The 16,540-nt window shown below is 38.7% G+C and carries 14 protein-coding genes; 10 read left to right on the top strand and 4 right to left on the bottom strand.

Translation table 11 applies throughout. The annotated features are described in order from the left end of the window. Positions 1-224: 224 nt before the first annotated feature. Positions 225-2,042 carry a precorrin-3B C(17)-methyltransferase gene (gene cobJ / locus PRO_RS08190; protein WP_225866388.1) on the top strand — a complete coding sequence of 606 codons (1,818 nt, stop codon included), beginning with the start codon at positions 225-227 and terminating at the stop codon, positions 2,040-2,042. Positions 2,043-2,089: 47 nt separating this feature from the next. After that, positions 2,090-2,965 carry a lipoyl synthase gene (lipA, locus tag PRO_RS08185; protein ID WP_036892525.1) on the top strand — a complete coding sequence of 292 codons (876 nt, stop codon included), beginning with the start codon at positions 2,090-2,092 and terminating at the stop codon, positions 2,963-2,965. Here the strand turns inward: lipA and PRO_RS08180 are convergent. Then, positions 2,943-3,275 (bottom strand): YciI family protein, encoded by a 333-nt coding sequence (locus PRO_RS08180; protein ID WP_011125818.1) that lies wholly within the window; start codon positions 3,273-3,275, stop codon positions 2,943-2,945. The genes lipA and PRO_RS08180 overlap by 23 nt on opposite strands. A 14-nt stretch (positions 3,276-3,289) precedes the next feature. Next, positions 3,290-7,864: a glutamate synthase large subunit gene (gene gltB, locus PRO_RS08175; RefSeq protein ID WP_011125817.1), complete on the bottom strand. Its 4,575-nt coding sequence runs from the start codon at positions 7,862-7,864 to the stop codon at positions 3,290-3,292. Positions 7,865-8,119: 255 nt separating this feature from the next. Here gltB and rpsL point away from each other — a divergent pair, with 255 nt between their 5' ends. The 7 genes from rpsL (at position 8,120) to PRO_RS08140 (ending at position 14,531) form a co-directional block, all read left to right on the top strand. Then, positions 8,120-8,494, top strand: a complete 375-nt coding sequence (rpsL, locus tag PRO_RS08170) for a 30S ribosomal protein S12 (RefSeq protein WP_011125816.1) — start codon at positions 8,120-8,122, stop codon at positions 8,492-8,494. Between the two features lie 42 nt (positions 8,495-8,536). Then, entirely contained in the window at positions 8,537-9,007 is a 471-nt protein-coding gene (gene rpsG / locus PRO_RS08165) for a 30S ribosomal protein S7 (protein ID WP_011125815.1), read from the top strand. A gap of 92 nt (positions 9,008-9,099) precedes the next feature. Further along, positions 9,100-11,175: an elongation factor G gene (fusA, locus tag PRO_RS08160; protein WP_011125814.1), complete on the top strand. Its 2,076-nt coding sequence runs from the start codon at positions 9,100-9,102 to the stop codon at positions 11,173-11,175. 46 nt (positions 11,176-11,221) lie between these two features. Further along, on the top strand, positions 11,222-12,421 hold the full coding sequence (gene tuf / locus PRO_RS08155; protein WP_011125813.1) for an elongation factor Tu: 1,200 nt from the start codon (positions 11,222-11,224) through the stop codon (positions 12,419-12,421). A 134-nt stretch (positions 12,422-12,555) separates the two neighbouring features. Then, the gene (rpsJ, locus tag PRO_RS08150) at positions 12,556-12,876 is read left to right on the top strand and encodes a 30S ribosomal protein S10 (RefSeq protein ID WP_006042265.1); all 321 of its coding nucleotides are present in this window, start codon (positions 12,556-12,558) and stop codon (positions 12,874-12,876) included. Between the two features lie 63 nt (positions 12,877-12,939). Then, positions 12,940-13,602, top strand: a complete 663-nt coding sequence (locus tag PRO_RS08145) for an LON peptidase substrate-binding domain-containing protein (RefSeq protein WP_011125812.1) — start codon at positions 12,940-12,942, stop codon at positions 13,600-13,602. Then, complete coding sequence (locus tag PRO_RS08140) at positions 13,602-14,531, top strand: methyltransferase domain-containing protein (protein WP_011125811.1); 930 nt, start codon at positions 13,602-13,604, stop codon at positions 14,529-14,531. Before PRO_RS08145 ends, PRO_RS08140 begins: the two co-directional genes overlap by 1 nt. 1 nt (position 14,532) lies before the next feature. On the opposite strand, the gene pheA is transcribed toward PRO_RS08140, so the two are convergent. Continuing rightward, complete coding sequence (gene pheA, locus PRO_RS08135) at positions 14,533-15,375, bottom strand: prephenate dehydratase (protein ID WP_011125810.1); 843 nt, start codon at positions 15,373-15,375, stop codon at positions 14,533-14,535. Between the two features lie 54 nt (positions 15,376-15,429). Between pheA and PRO_RS08130 the strand changes: the two genes are divergently transcribed. Continuing rightward, positions 15,430-15,945: a DUF1997 domain-containing protein gene (locus PRO_RS08130; RefSeq protein ID WP_036892520.1), complete on the top strand. Its 516-nt coding sequence runs from the start codon at positions 15,430-15,432 to the stop codon at positions 15,943-15,945. A 19-nt stretch (positions 15,946-15,964) separates the two neighbouring features. On the opposite strand, the gene PRO_RS08125 is transcribed toward PRO_RS08130, so the two are convergent. Continuing rightward, entirely contained in the window at positions 15,965-16,540 is a 576-nt protein-coding gene (locus PRO_RS08125) for a ribonuclease HII (RefSeq protein WP_011125808.1), read from the bottom strand.

The raw sequence follows: 16,540 nt of genomic DNA, 5'->3' as shown, positions 1-16,540 counted from the left end.
ACGTATTCAAGTAACAAATGTTCTACCCAGGAAAATTTTTCTAATTAGGTGAAAAATGGAAAATACTCGGCACTTGAATGCGTAAACATAGTGAAGGCAAGGGCTTTGCTTTTTAGAATTGTCAGGAGTGGTCGAATCATTAAAATTAATGTATGAATAAAAAGTAATTTTTATATCACTTCGAGCCTCTCAAATTCTTTACAAACCCACAGATTATTTCTTCATTGAACCCGAATAACAGAGTTGCGCTTGCCTTTTCATCTTCTGCATATAGCCTATTGCTGAGATTAAAAGCTCGTGGGCATGTGGACTCCATTGCTTTAAGTCCTAAAGCTGCTGCACAAGTAGATCTTTTTGGTAGCAAATGCTTGGTTCATAAACCGGAAGATATTTTTCAAAGGTTTTGGGAACCTAGAGCAGCTTTTATTGTTGTAGGGGCGATTGGAGCGGTTGTAAGAATGATTGCTCCTTTGATAACAGATAAAGAGAGTGACCCTGCTGTTGTTGTCATGGATTCAAGAGCGCAGAACATTGTTTCCTTATTAGGAGGTCATCAAGCTGGTGCTGATGAACTTGCTTGTCAATTGGCTGAAGATTTTGGTGGCCATTTTGTATCTACAGGCTTTTCGAGAACTGAAGAAAATATTGCACTTGATAGTTTTGGTGATGCTTGGGGATGGAGGCGTAAAGGGGATATATCAGATTGGAAGAACTTAATGATTCTAATCGCTTTAAAAGAACCAATCAAAGTTGAACAAACTAGTGGCTCTCTTTTATGGAAAACAATGGAAGGAGCAATAAATACTTTGGAGGGATCTAAAAATCAGAAAGATATTCCTAAATCTCATTTGATGAAAATCTCTTCACAGAAATCGCCACAATGTTGTTGGCATCCAGCAACATTGTGGGTTGGGATTGGATGTGAAAGAAATACAAGTTATGGGCTTGTTACAAGAGCCTTAGAAGCAGCACTTGAAGAGGCTTGTTTAGCAAGAGAAGCTATTGCTGGGCTGGCAACTATAGACATTAAATATGATGAGCCTGCTATAAAATCTCTTCGATCTAAATATTTCTTCCCACTACGTTTATATAGTGCCCAAGACCTTTCTCAAATTGATGTACCTAATCCTTCCAGAATAGTTGATTCTGAAGTAGGTACTCCATCAGTTGCGGAAGCTGCATCAATTTTAGCTGCTGGTGAAAGAGGCATCCTTAAATTTCAAAAACACATTTATACATCAAACAAATCCGAAAAAGGTTCAGTAACTATTGCAATAGCAGAAGCAATAGAGCCTTTCGCTCCCACACGAGGTGAGCTCCATTTAGTGGGGAGTGGCCCAGGTGATCCAAGTTTTTTAACAAATGATTCTCGTCTTGCCCTTGCAAGAAGTGCTGTTTGGATTGGTTACAAGCCATATTTAGACTTGCTTGAGCCAATTAGGAAATTTGACCAAGCTCGCATTGATAGTTTTTTAACGAACGAACGAGATAGGTGTGAGCAGGCATTAAACCTAGCTACGCAAGGTATTCGCGTTTCATTAATTTCTTCTGGCGATAGCGGAATTTATGGGATGGCTGGTTTAGCTTTAGAGCTTTGGTTGGAACGACCAAAAGAAGATCGCCCAGAATTCAAAGTTCATCCGGGTATTAGTTCTATTCAGCTTGCTGCTGCAAGAATAGGTGCTCCATTAATGCATGATTTTTGTGCGATTAGTCTTAGTGATTGTTTAACGCCATGGGAGCAAATTGAAGAAAGGGTTAGAGCAGCATCTATCTCTGATTTTGTTATTGCTTTTTATAACCCAAAGTCTAAAAGTCGTAATTGGCAACTGCAAAAAGCATTTGAAATTTTGCTTCAAAATAAGCCGCTACATACTCCAATAGCTTTTGCTCGACAACTCGGTAGAGCTGATGAAACAGTTGAAGTTCATACTATTGGTTCTTTCCCTATAGATAGGGTGGACATGCTTACACTATTACTAGTTGGTAATAGCAAGAGCTTTTTCAAAGACGGATGTTTAGTTACTCCTCGTGGTTATTAGTATGTTTTTTATGAAATGGCTTTGCTTATTTTTAAGTTGTGGCAAGTATGAATACGCATAAGCCTGATTGGCTAAGAGTGAAAGCTCCTCAGCATGAACGGATTGGTTATGTAGCTGATTTATTATCAGATTTAAATTTAAATACTGTTTGTCAAGAAGCTAGTTGCCCAAATATTGGTGAGTGTTTTGCAGGTGGCACAGCTACGTTTTTGATAATGGGACCAGGTTGTACTAGAGCATGTCCTTATTGTGATATTGATTTTGATAAAAGTGTTCGAAGTTTGGATCCTTCTGAACCTGAAAGACTTGGCGAAGCAGTTAAAAGACTGGGCTTAAAACATGTAGTAATTACTTCTGTAAATAGGGACGATTTAGAAGACGGAGGAGCCAGTCAATTTGTTAGTTGCATTGATGCAGTTCGAGCTAGTTCTGTAGAAACCACAATTGAATTACTCATTCCCGATTTTTGTGGAAATTGGGATGCTTTTAAAAAGGTTATGAATGCTTCCCCAAATGTTTTAAATCACAATATTGAAACTGTCCCTAGATTATATAAACGAGCAAGACCCCAAGGTTTATATAAGCGTTCATTAGAACTGTTAAGACGTGTTAGACAAGAATCTCCAAATGTATATTCCAAATCAGGTTTGATGGTTGGACTTGGTGAGACAGATGATGAGGTCTTGCAAGTGCTTTCAGATCTTCATGATAATAATGTAGATATAGTTACGATAGGTCAATATCTTTCTCCAGGGACAAAGCATTTGCCAGTAGATAGATTTGTGACTCCTGACCAGTTTCAAAAATACAAGGAGGAAGGACAAACCCGATTTGGTTTTCTACAGGTAGTTAGTTCTCCATTAACTCGTAGTAGTTATCACGCTGGCGAAGTTAAGAGACTTATGCAAATTTATCCACGTTGAATTGTTCTAATAAATTCCCAGCAACTGGAACCCATTCTTGAATTTCCCAATTTACCAAGTTATTTCTAATCATTGGATCTTGCTGAATAATATCCTTGGCTTCTTCAAAGTTAGTTGCTTCTATAAAAAGTAATCCTCCACCTCCAGGATTCCTTTCTTGATCGGTTAGATACCCGGAAGAAATATTCTTGCCAGAAGCGATTAATTCCTTAACCCAGATTTTGTGATCTGCAAGATATTGTTTTTTTATTTCTGGCAATAATGATAAAGTCTCTTGTGTAAATTGTTCTTTTTTTATAAATAAAGGCATTGTAATTTACTGATTTATTGGTCTAACAACCCTAATCTTAATTTCTCACTTGGTGGTACTAAAATCTTGAACTTTTGCTTATAATACGCCCATTCATTAATTATTTTTTGAGCTTTAAAACTCTTCGTTTTTTGATAATGTTCTTTTATTAATGGCTTAACAATATCTTCTTGCTCAGTTGTTAATAAACTATGAATTTCAACGATTTCGGTGTTTACGCGATTATTTACTTGATTATCTTCATTGAGTAAAAAAGTTATTCCTCCAGTCATTCCTGCTCCAACATTTCTGCCAGTTTCTCCTAGCACTACCACTATTCCACCAGTCATGTATTCACAGCAATGATCGCCTGCTCCTTCAACCACTGTTTCTACCCCACTATTTCTTACTGCAAAACGTTCCCCTGCTTTTCCAAGAGCAAATAATTTTCCGCCAGTACCTCCATATAGACATGTGTTGCCAAGAATTACCTGGTTAGAGGCATTTTCATTAATAGTGGGGGGGATTAAAGTAATTGCTCCGCCGTTAATGCCTTTCCCTACATAATCATTAGCTTCGCCTATAAGACGAACATTCATACCTTGTAATAAGAATGCGCCAAAGCTTTGTCCTGAAGCACCTTTAAAGGTTAGATCAAGTGTTCCTTTGAAACCTTTATTACCGTGTTCTTTTGCTATCTCGCCAGAAATACGAGCACAAACACTCCTATCCGTGTTTGCTATTGGAATAATTCTAGAAACATTTCCATGATTAATTATTGCATTGCAAATCTCTGAGTCTTTTAGAAGTGCATTTTCGAGAACGTTTCCATTGCTATGCGGCTCAATTTGATGCACAAGCCATGACCTGTCTTGAACTTTTGGTATTGGTTTTAGCAAAGAGGAAAGATCTACTTCCTTCGTTTTGGCAAGCTTTACATTTCGAGATTGCAGCATTTCTGTGTTGCCAATAATTTCTTCCAATGTTGATGCCCCTAAGAGACTCATTATTTGTCTGACTTCCTCTGCTACAAATAGAAAAAAATTAACTACATGTTCAGGAACTCCAGAGAAGCGCTTTCTTAAGGCCTCTTGTTGAGTAGCTACTCCTACTGGACATTTATTGGTATGGCATATGCGCGCCATTATGCAACCTTCTGCAATCATTGCAATTGAGCCGAATCCATATTCTTCTGCCCCTAGGAGGGCCGCCATAACAACATCCCATCCTGTTTTTAAACCTCCATCTGCTCTAAGTAATACTCGATTTCTTAATCCATTTTCCAAGAGAACTCTATGTACTTCAGTCAAGCCCAACTCCCACGGCAATCCTGCATGGGTGATTGAACTAAGAGGAGAGGCGCCAGTACCTCCATCATGACCAGATATTTGTATAACATCTGCATTTGCTTTTGCTACTCCTGCAGCAATTGTACCTATGCCTATTTCTGCAACTAACTTCACACTTACTTTGGCTTTTGGATGAATTTGATGGAGATCATGGATTAATTGAGCTAGATCTTCGATTGAATAAATATCGTGATGAGGTGGTGGAGAAATTAGAGCAACACCAGCTTTGCTATTTCGTAATTTTGCAATATAAGTGTCTACTTTCTTGCCAGGTAATTGCCCACCTTCGCCAGGCTTTGCACCTTGGGCTACTTTAATTTCTAATTGTTTGCCACTTCTTAGATATTCAGGAGTAACACCAAACCTGCCCGAAGCTATTTGTTTAATTGCTGAACATGCACTATCGCCATTCTTAAGTCCTTTTAGGTTTGGGAAACTGGCTGAAAGGTTTTGTTCATCTACGTCAGTAAGAATTTTGAATCTTTGAGGATCTTCGCCTCCTTCTCCGCTATTGCTTTTACCTCCAATGCGGTTCATAGCTATTGCTAGGACCTCATGGGCCTCTCTGGAAAGAGCACCTAAGCTCATTCCTCCTGTGCAAAACCGTTTGCAAATGTTTTCAACACTTTCAACTTGCTCGATAGGTAAAGGCTTTTTGGCTTTTTTAAATGTCAATAAATCGCGAAGGGAAGTCGCTGGTCTTGATTCAAGTAGAGATTGATAAGTGGAAAAATGATCATAGTTAGACCCTTGCCTTACTGCAGAATGCAATGCTTTTGACATTGCAGGGTTGTTTAAATGAAATTCTCCACCACTCCGAAATTGAACAAAACCAAAGAACTCAAGTTTTTTTAGATCTATATTTGGGAAAGCTTTTGAATGAAATGAAAGTGTTTCATTGGCCAATTCTTTAAGGGTTAATCCCGATATTCTGCTTGTTGTTCCTTTAAAAGCTATGTCAATTATGTCAGCACCTATCCCGACTGCTTCGAAAATCTGCGCTCCGTTATAACTAGCTAAAAGGGAAATACCAATTTTTGATAGTATCTTTCGCAAGCCATCTTCTAATGCTTTCTTTAAATTGGCTTGTGCTGTTTGAATTGTTAAATTTGCAAGATTTTGACTTTCTATTAGTTTTTGAGTTTTAGGACTTTTCCACCAATGCCTAGTTGTTTCCCAAGCCAACCAAGGACATATAGCGCTTGCTCCGTAGCCAATTAGACAAGCAACGTGATGCGTGCTCCAGCATTGAGCAGTATCAATAATTATTGATACATCAAGCCTCAATTTATGTTTTAGCAAATGATGGTGAACTGCTCCAACAGCTAATAATGGAGGTATATATGTTTTGCTTTGATTTAATCCTCGGTCTGAAAGTATTAATACTCTTGTGCCATTTCTGACTGCTAATTCTGCATCATTACAGATATCTTTAAGTACTTTTTCTAGCCCTATAAGACCTTCTTCAATTGATATTAATGTTGAAATTATTTTTGTAGAGAGACCTTGACTGCAAAGCTTAATAAGATCATTTTCATTAATTATTGGAGAGTTTAAACTAATTACTGAGAATCCATCTTTTTGTGGCGATAGCGGAGAACCTTTTTTCCCTAGATGCATTTCAAGACTCATTACAAGTTTTTCACGTAATGGATCTATAGGAGGATTTGTAACTTGTGCAAATCTTTGTTTAAAGTAGTCGTATAATATATGAGCTTTATTAGAAAGAATTGCAAGCGGGATATCATTTCCCATGCAATATGTAGGCTCTTTGCCTTCGCTTGCCATTGTATTAATAATTAAATCAAAATCCTCAGCAGAAAAACCGAAAGCAGTTTGTTTTTGAAGTAGATCTAATTGCTCTAAATTAGTTTTTTCTACCCATGGTTGATTCTTAAAGATGACACGATTTGCTGATAACCAGCTTTGATAGGGATGCCTATTTGCAGCTTCTTTCTTTACTTCCCAATTCTTTAATAATCTTCCTTTTTGCAGGTCAACTGCCAACATTTGACCTGGCCCTAATCTTCCTTTTTCTATAATTTGGCTGTCTTCAATGTCAACTACTCCAGTCTCAGATCCCATTATCACAAGATTATCTTTTGTGACGCAATATCTTGCTGGGCGTAGTCCATTTCTATCTAATGTTGCTCCGATAAAATGACCATCAGAAAAAACTAGTAAAGCAGGCCCGTCCCATGCTTCTTGAGTGCATGCTGAATATTCATAAAAGGCATTTATTTCTTCTTGCTCTTCTAGTTCGGGCTGATCTCTGAAAGCCTCTGGGACTAGAGTTAGCAGACTATCTGTAATTGGACGGCCACTACGAACAAGGAGTTCAAGAGTTGCATCTAGATTAGCTGAATCACTAAATGAAGAATTGACGACAGGTGTTAGGTCTTTTGCTGATTCACCCCAAATTTCTTCTAGATGCACTTCTGTGGCTTTTGCCCAATTTAAATTTCCAAGAAGAGTATTGATTTCACCATTGTGTCCTAGTAGTCGCATAGGTTGTGCGAGAGGCCAACGGGGAAGAGTGTTTGTACTGAATCGTCTATGATAAATAGCAAAAGAAATTTTAAATTCCTTGTGACGAAGATCTTGGTAAAAATCTGCTAAAACTTCTGATCTAACCATTCCTTTATAAACAACTGTGCGAGAACTTAAAGAAGCTATATAGGGTTGTTTGTCAATTTCTTTGAATGAATTAGCACATTGATTTTGAATACGCTTCCTTAAGCGAAATAGCAAACTTTCAAAATTTTCTTCTTGATCATTTCCTTCTACAAGCCATTGCAATATAAAAGGTGCTGTTTCTTTAGCTAGAGGACCAAGGACAGAAGGGTTAACAGGAACTTCACGCCATCCTCTAGAAGTCAATCCAAGAGTTTTTGCTTCTTTTTCAAAAATATTTTTAGCCTTTGTGCATTCTTCTAAGTTATTGGGCATAAAAAGCATCCCCAACCCTAATTTCTGTGAGTTATTTCGACTTTTAATTTCCGACCAAATGCTTTCTAAAAAACTCCAAGGAATTTCACATAATAGCCCTGCTCCATCACCAGAATCACTATCACCTCCACATCCACCTCGATGTTCCATACACTCCAAACCTCGAAGTGCTTGCTCTAAAACCCAATGATTGGAATTGCCTTCAATTTGTGCTAAAAAACCAACACCGCAAGCATCCCTTTCACCTGTCAAGGCATTGGGAGAGCTGCTGTCACAGTAAGGCCAATTGGGAATATGTGGTTGTTTAGGCATGAAAGAAATCAAGCTTTTTAGATTCGCCTTAGCAGATTGAAAAATAGTGTGTTAGGTATCAAATGATTCTAGGTGTATTTGTTTAATTGATTTAAAACGCCAAGAGGTTATAAATCAAATGTTTTGAGTGCTTTTTTATTTAATAGCTTCGTATTGAGACAAATGGGTTTATAAAAAATTCTTCTTATTGCCCTCGAGCTAGTAGAATAGAAGATTATCAGTTCGGACCCAAATTACTGACCGAGTCAATCTTCGATGCCAACCATTCAACAGCTAATTAGAACTGAGCGACAGCGACTTACTCGCAAAACCAAGTCGCCAGCATTGCGATCATGCCCGGAAAGGAGGGGCGTTTGTACAAGGGTTTATACATCAACGCCAAAAAAGCCAAATTCTGCATTGCGCAAAGTCGCTAGAGTTCGACTTACTTCAGGCTTTGAAGTGACAGCTTATATCCCTGGTATAGGACATAATCTTCAAGAACACTCAGTTGTGCTATTGCGTGGCGGCCGGGTTAAAGACCTTCCTGGGGTCCGTTATCACATTATTCGAGGAACGCTTGATACTGCCGGTGTCAAAGATCGTCGGCAAGCTCGATCAAAATATGGAGCTAAGGCTCCAAAATCGTAAAGAAATTTTTCATCAATTACTTAACTAAATTAATTTAACCAAATGTCTAGAAGAAACGCAGCTGAAAAACGACCAGTCTTACCTGACCCACAATTTAATAATCGTCTGGCAACAATGATGGTTGCAAGACTAATGAAACATGGTAAAAAGTCCACTGCGCAAAAAATTCTTTCGCAAGCATTTGGTTTAATAAACGAGCGAACTGGTGGAGATCCTATAGAGCTTTTTGAAACAGCTATCAAAAACGCCACTCCTCTTGTTGAAGTTCGAGCAAGACGTGTAGGTGGCGCTACATACCAAGTCCCTATGGAAGTTCGTCAGGAGAGGGGTACAGCGATGGCATTAAGGTGGCTTGTTAATTTCTCCAGATCAAGAAATGGTCGAAGCATGGCTCATAAACTTGCTGGAGAATTAATGGATGCTGCAAATGAAGCTGGTAATGCAGTTCGCAAGCGTGAGGAAACCCATAAAATGGCCGAAGCAAATAAAGCTTTTGCTCATTATCGGTATTGATTTTTTAGATATAAATACCAAATACTTTCACTTTTACCTGATGGACTGTAGAGTCACATCCGCTTTTAAACCCTGAAACTGGAGAAATAGCTGTGGCTCGTGCCTTCCCCCTAGAACGCGTAAGAAATATTGGTATTGCAGCGCATATTGACGCTGGAAAAACCACTACCACTGAAAGGATACTTTTCTATTCAGGTGTAGTTCACAAGATTGGTGAAGTTCATGATGGAGCTGCCGTAACTGATTGGATGGCTCAAGAGAGAGAAAGGGGGATAACTATTACTGCAGCAGCAATTTCCACAAGTTGGCAAGAGCATAGGATTAACATTATTGACACTCCTGGGCACGTGGATTTCACCATTGAGGTGGAAAGATCCATGCGAGTCCTTGATGGTGTAATTGCAGTTTTCTGTGCGGTTGGTGGAGTTCAACCACAGTCAGAGACCGTATGGCGTCAAGCTGACCGTTATTCAGTCCCTAGAATGGTCTTTGTCAATAAGATGGATAGAACAGGAGCAGATTTCTTAAAGGTTTATGACCAGATTAAAGATCGACTGAAAGCAAATGCTGCTCCAATTCAGCTACCTATTGGCGCAGAAGGAGATCTGTCGGGGATTATTGATCTAGTTAGTAATAAAGCTCACATATATAAAAACGATCTTGGGACTGATATAGAAGAGACTGAAATCCCATCTGATATGGCCGAGAAAGCTGCTGAATGGAGATCAAAATTAATGGAAACTGTTGCAGAAACTGATGAAGAATTAATTGAATCTTTCCTTGAGAATGGTGAACTTACTATCGACCAATTGAAAAAAGGTATTCGAGAAGGAGTTTTAAAGCATGGGCTTGTTCCAATGTTGTGTGGTTCAGCTTTCAAAAACAAAGGTGTTCAGTTAGTTCTTGATGCAGTAATTGACTATTTACCAGCCCCTATTGATGTTCCTCCTATTCAAGGTGTTTTGCCTAGTGGAAAGGATGACGTAAGGCCCTCTGAAGATAATGCTCCATTTAGTGCATTAGCTTTTAAAGTTATGGCTGATCCTTATGGCAAACTAACTTTTGTAAGGATGTATTCAGGTGTCCTTGAAAAAGGAAGTTATGTCCTTAATTCCACTAAGGATGCTAAAGAAAGAATTTCAAGACTAGTAGTATTAAAGGCAGATGATCGCGAGGAAGTTGATCAGCTGCGTGCAGGAGATTTGGGTGCTGTACTTGGTTTAAAAAATACCACTACCGGAGATACTTTATGTTCCACTGATGACCCGATTGTTCTTGAGACGCTTTTTGTTCCAGAGCCTGTGATTTCTGTTGCAGTAGAGCCTAAAACCAAAGGTGATATGGAGAAACTTTCTAAGGCTTTAGTATCTCTTGCAGAAGAAGATCCAACATTTCGTGTAAGTACTGACCAAGAAACAAATCAGACTGTTATTGCTGGTATGGGAGAACTTCACTTGGAGATTCTTGTAGACAGAATGCTTCGTGAGTTTAAAGTCGAAGCCAATATTGGAGCACCTCAAGTTTCTTATAGAGAAACAATTAGATCGAGTTCAAAAGGCGAAGGTAAGTATGCGCGCCAAACAGGAGGTAAGGGGCAATATGGACATGTCGTTATTGAAATGGAACCAGGTGAACCAGGATCAGGATTTGAATTTATTAATAAAATTGTTGGTGGTGTTGTGCCTAAGGAATATATCGGCCCTGCATCGAATGGTATGAAAGAGACATGTGAATCTGGTGTATTGGCTGGATATCCTTTGATTGATGTAAAGGTAACTATGGTTGATGGTTCTTTTCATGATGTTGATTCATCTGAAATGGCATTTAAGATTGCTGGCTCAATGGCCTTCAAAGATGGGGTTAAAAAGTGTAACCCTGTTCTTCTAGAGCCAATGATGAAAGTAGAAGTTGAGGTTCCTGAGGACTTCCTAGGTTCAATTATTGGAGATCTTTCTTCAAGAAGGGGTCAAGTTGAAGGCCAATCTATTGATGATGGAATTTCAAAGGTTCAATCAAAAGTACCTTTGGCTGAAATGTTCGGTTACGCCACTCAACTGCGATCAATGACTCAAGGGCGAGGTATATTCTCAATGGAGTTCAGCAAGTATGAGGAGGTTCCTCGGAATGTTGCTGAAGCAATCATCTCTAAGAATCAGGGCAATTCCTGATATCTTCATCATCAATCGTCTATTATTAACCTGATTCTTTAAACAAATGGCCAGAGAGAAGTTCGAAAGAAACAAGCCTCACGTCAACATTGGGACAATTGGGCATGTTGATCATGGGAAAACTACCCTTACTGCAGCTATCACAAATGTGTTAGCCAAGAAGGGACAAGCCCAAGCTCAAGATTATGGTGATATAGATGGTGCTCCAGAAGAGAGAGAGCGCGGTATCACAATTAATACAGCTCATGTTGAGTATGAGACTGATGGCAGACATTACGCCCATGTTGATTGTCCAGGTCATGCTGACTATGTGAAAAATATGATCACAGGTGCAGCTCAAATGGACGGAGCTATTTTAGTTTGTGCGGCTACTGATGGCCCAATGGCACAAACTAAGGAGCACATACTTCTTGCTAAGCAAGTGGGAGTTCCAGCTCTTGTAGTTGCCCTTAATAAGTGCGACATGGTTGATGATCCTGAGATCATTGAATTAGTTGAGATGGAGATTCGTGAACTATTAGATAGTTATGATTTCCCTGGAGATGAGATCCCTATTGTTCAAGTATCAGGTTTAAAAGCTCTTGAAGGAGATTCTGAATGGGAAGGCAAGGTTGAGGAGTTAATGAAGGCTGTAGATGCTTCAATTCCTGAGCCAGAACGAGAAGTTGATAAGCCTTTTTTAATGGCAGTAGAAGATGTCTTTTCAATTACCGGTAGAGGCACAGTTGCAACAGGACGAATTGAGCGTGGGAAGGTGACTGTAGGAGAGGAGGTAGAGATAGTTGGTATTAGAGATACAAGGCTTACAACCGTCACCGGAGTAGAGATGTTTCGTAAGCTTCTCGACGAAGGGATGGCAGGCGACAATGTAGGCCTTTTGCTAAGGGGAATACAGAAAGAGGATATTGAGCGCGGAATGGTTCTTGTTAAAAAAGGATCCATTACTCCTCATACTCAATTTGAAGGAGAGGTTTATGTGCTTAAGAAAGAAGAAGGAGGAAGACACACTCCTTTCTTTGCTGGGTATAGACCACAGTTTTACATACGTACAACCGATGTGACAGGACAAATCACAGCTTTTACAGCTGATGACGGAAGTAGTGTGGAAATGGTTATGCCTGGAGATCGCATCAAAATGACAGGAGAACTTATTTGTCCAGTTGCAATTGAACAAGGTATGAGATTTGCTATTCGTGAAGGTGGCCGAACAATTGGCGCTGGTGTCGTTTCAAAGATTATTAAGTAGATCTTTGTTTTTTGCTGGAGAAAAATCTCCAATAAGTTAAATTAACAACTTGGGCTTTAGTCTTTCTAAAGCTTTTGAACCTTGAAAATTTATTTTCATCACCCCCTTTAGGGGAAACATACAATAAGGAACTTATGTCAACGGCAATAGCACAACAGAAGATAAGGATACGCCTTAAAGCATTTGATAGGCGGATGTTAGATCTTTCATGCGACAAGATCATTGAAACAGCTGACAATACTGCAGCGACAGCAATTGGTCCTATCCCTCTTCCTACAAAAAGGAAGATATATTGCGTTCTTAGATCCCCCCATGTAGATAAAGACTCTAGAGAGCACTTTGAGACTAGGACCCATAGAAGAATCATAGATATTTATAGCCCTTCAGCAAAGACAATCGATGCTCTGATGAAGCTTGATTTACCAAGCGGAGTTGATATCGAAGTTAAGCTTTGATGTTGTTAATACGTCAATGACCACAAGATTTAAGTAGTATCTATATGTGTTCGAGAAGATTCCGTGACGGATATTTCAGTCAGGGAGTTACCGTTGTTTCCTCTACCTGATGTTGTCTTATTTCCTCAGGAGGTATTGCCACTTCATATTTTTGAATCAAGGTATCGAATAATGCTTCAAACTGTTTTAGAAGCTGATAGTCGATTTGGAGTGATTCGACTGAACCCTGCAACCAAAAAAATTGCAGATGTTGGTTGCTGCGCTCAGATAATCAAACATCAAACATCTGAAGATGGACGCAGCAACTTAGTTACACTTGGTCAGCAACGTTTTCGTGTTTTAGAGATTCTTCGAGAAGCACCTTTTTATACAGCTATGGTCAGTTGGGTAGATGATGGTATTGATTCTGACCAAGATGAGTTAAGTGATCTTTCGAACTCTGTATTGATTGCATTGAAAGATGTGGTTTCTTTGACAGGCAAACTGACAGACTCTGAAAGAAACTTGCCTGAGGGATTACCTACAATTCCAAGGGAATTGTCTTTTTGGGTCGCATCACATTTAGGAGGGCCAGTTGCTGATGAGCAGCAAAAACTTCTGGAAATGTTGGATACCAAGCATAGACTAAGCCGCGAATATCAAATGCTTGACCATACTCGTAAACAATTAGCTGCACGAACGGCATTAAAAGAAACACTATCTAATGCTGATCAGAAAAATAATTAATGATAGCTTTCTTATTGCCAATAGTCTCTCTATTAGTCCTTTCTTTAATATTTTTATGGCTATTTAATGACAGAAAGTATAAATCTTCTGAAAGTGTTTCTTCAGCATATGATTCATGGACTAATGATCGCTTGCTAGAAAAATTGTGGGGTGAACATATTCATCTTGGTTATTATGAAAATTCTTATAAAACGAAGGATTTTCGACAGGCAAAGATAGATTTTGTTCATAAGTTAGCTCATTGGAGTGGGCTTTCCACTCTTCCTAAAGGTTCTCGTATTATTGATATTGGTTGTGGTATTGGAGGAAGTTCCAGGATTTTAGCTAAAGACTACGGATTTGATGTTGTTGGTATAACAATTAGTTCCGAACAAGTAAAAAGAGCAAATCAATTAACTCCAAAAGAGCTCAAATGTCACTTTGAAATCATGAATGCACTTAATTTGAAATTCGAAGATGGAAGTTTCGATGGGGTTTGGAGTGTTGAAGCAGGTCCTCATATTTTAAATAAACAATTATTTGCTGATGAAATGCTTAGAGTATTACGTCCAGGGGGTGTTTTGGCTGTTGCTGATTGGAATAGAAGAGATTATGCGAAAAAAGAAATTGGATTTTTAAATAGTTTAGTTCTTAAACAGTTATTAAATCAATGGTCTCACCCAGACTTTGCAACTATTTATGGTTTTAGAAATAATCTATCAGATAGTATTTACTCTGCAGGCAGAGTCGAAACTGATGACTGGACAAAATATACGATACCTTCTTGGAATGATTCAATTATTGAAGGTATTCGAAGGCCAAATGTTTTTTTTGACTTGGGTTTAGGATCTTTTTTTAAAGCAATTAGAGAAGTGCCTACAATTGTATTAATGCGATGGGCCTTTCATACTGGCCTTATGCAATTTGGAGTTTTTCGCTCTAGAGGATAATTTAATCTAAAGTCATTTCACTAGTTACATAACTACCAAAATAAATAATATTTTCACATAAAGGTTTTAGCAGCTTGTTGAGCCTATCTTTTGTGTCAATAGACTTTTCTTGTAAGTCAATATCTACGAAAAAAATATATTCGCCTAATTCTCTTTTTGAAGGCCTTGATTCTATTCGGTTCATATTTAGACCTAAATCAGCAATGCATGTTAATGCTTTTAATAATGCACCTGGCTTATTTGCATGTAAAGAAAATGCAAAGCTTGCGATGTCGCCTGTTATATCGCTTTTCTGATTTGTTAGTAGTACAAATCTAGTGCAATTCCCTGCTACGTCATTAATCGGGTAAGCAATATTTTCAAGACCTTCAACTTCAGATGATGTTTTGGATGCTATTGCAGCTCGGAATTTGCTACCTTTAACCATCCTTACTGCTTCTGAAGTGGAATTGGTTGGTAATTGAATAGCATTTGGAACATTATTGCTCAACCAATCTGTGCATTGAGCAAGAGCTTGAGGGTGTGACAAGACTTCTGTGATTTCATTAAGAGATCCACTACTAATAAATGCATGGCGAATTGGCAAAACTAATGCTCTTTGTATGAATAAATTTGGATGAGCCCATAAGGAATCTAATGTTGTGGTAACCCCTCCTTCTACAGAATTTTCTATAGGTACGACAGCAGCTTCACAATGTTTATTGACAAGGTGTTCGATTACTGATCTCAGCCCACAACAAGGTATAAACTCTGGCTGAGACAGCTTTTCTAGCTTTGCTAAATAGCCAGCTGCCTGTTCGGCATAGGTCCCTTTAGGTCCGAGATAGGCGACTTGAGTTGGCATTAGTTAAAAAAGAGGGCAAGTGTCGATAGGATCATGTCGCGTCAGCTGCCAATCATGTCTCTGGCTTTCAATGCTAGACAGAAAATTGATTTACCTGTCAAAACGCATATTCAGCGACTTCCTGATTATCTCTTACAACAGGAAAGAGTTGTTGGAGCAATGCTTGATCCCAAAAAGCTTGTTTCTTTAGGCAAAGGTAATTTTCGATATACCGTTACTAGTTTTAAAGTTTTTCAATTAGAGGTAAATCCAGTGGTTTCAATAGCTGTTGTAAATAGTGAAGGTAGAAAATTACATATGCATGCTACTGATAGTGAGCTTGATGGCTTAGGAATAGTGGATGATTTTGAATTAATGCTTGATGCAACTCTCATCGCAACGGATACAGGCTTGGTTGGAGAGGCTTTCCTTGGAGTTAGTGTAAGTCAACCTCCGTTGTTGCGATTGATCCCACCAAAAATACTTGAATCAACAGGACATTCTATTTTGAATGGTATTTTGCTAGGTATAAAGGCTCGTGTAGGTCAACAATTGATTCAAGATTTTTCGAGTTGGTGTAGTGAAGAATGAATAGTTTTTGAACCGTAATTTATTGGATCTTTGAAAGAAATGTTTTTCTATGAAGTTTAGTTTTGCCAAATTTGCTTATAGCGGCACGATGTAGCGCTGTTCCATAGCCAACATGCTTTTCAAGACCATATTGGGGATATTTTTCAGCCATTCGTTTTATGAGATCATCTCTAGCTACTTTTGCTAAGACACTTGCTGCTGCAATTGATGGATAGAGATCTTCTCCTTTGATGACAGTTTTTTGTTCTCCATGCCAAAGTCTTAAATTTAAACAGCCATCAATCAAGAGAACATCTGGTTGTTTTTCTAAACGGTGAACTGCTCTGATCATTGCTTTTTCTGTCGCATTACGAATGCCTAGTAGATCTATTTCCCTTGCGGATGATTGCCCAATAGCCCAGCAGTGTGAAATTTTTTTTATTAGAGGTACTAAATTCGATCTTTTTAGCGCGGATAATTTTTTGCTGTCTTTAAGCCCAGCATCAATTAATTGATCTTCTGCTTGGTTATCTAAAATTACTGCTCCTGCAAATACTGGCCCAAATAGAGCCCCTCGTCCCACTTCATCTAGACCTGCTGCGGTATAAGCTTTCAA

This window comes from Prochlorococcus marinus subsp. marinus str. CCMP1375 (assembly GCF_000007925.1).
GTDB classification, from domain to species: domain Bacteria; phylum Cyanobacteriota; class Cyanobacteriia; order PCC-6307; family Cyanobiaceae; genus Prochlorococcus_E; species Prochlorococcus_E marinus.
The sequence above is the reverse complement of the archived record's forward strand: the minus strand, read 5'-3'. Positions and strand labels throughout refer to the sequence as shown.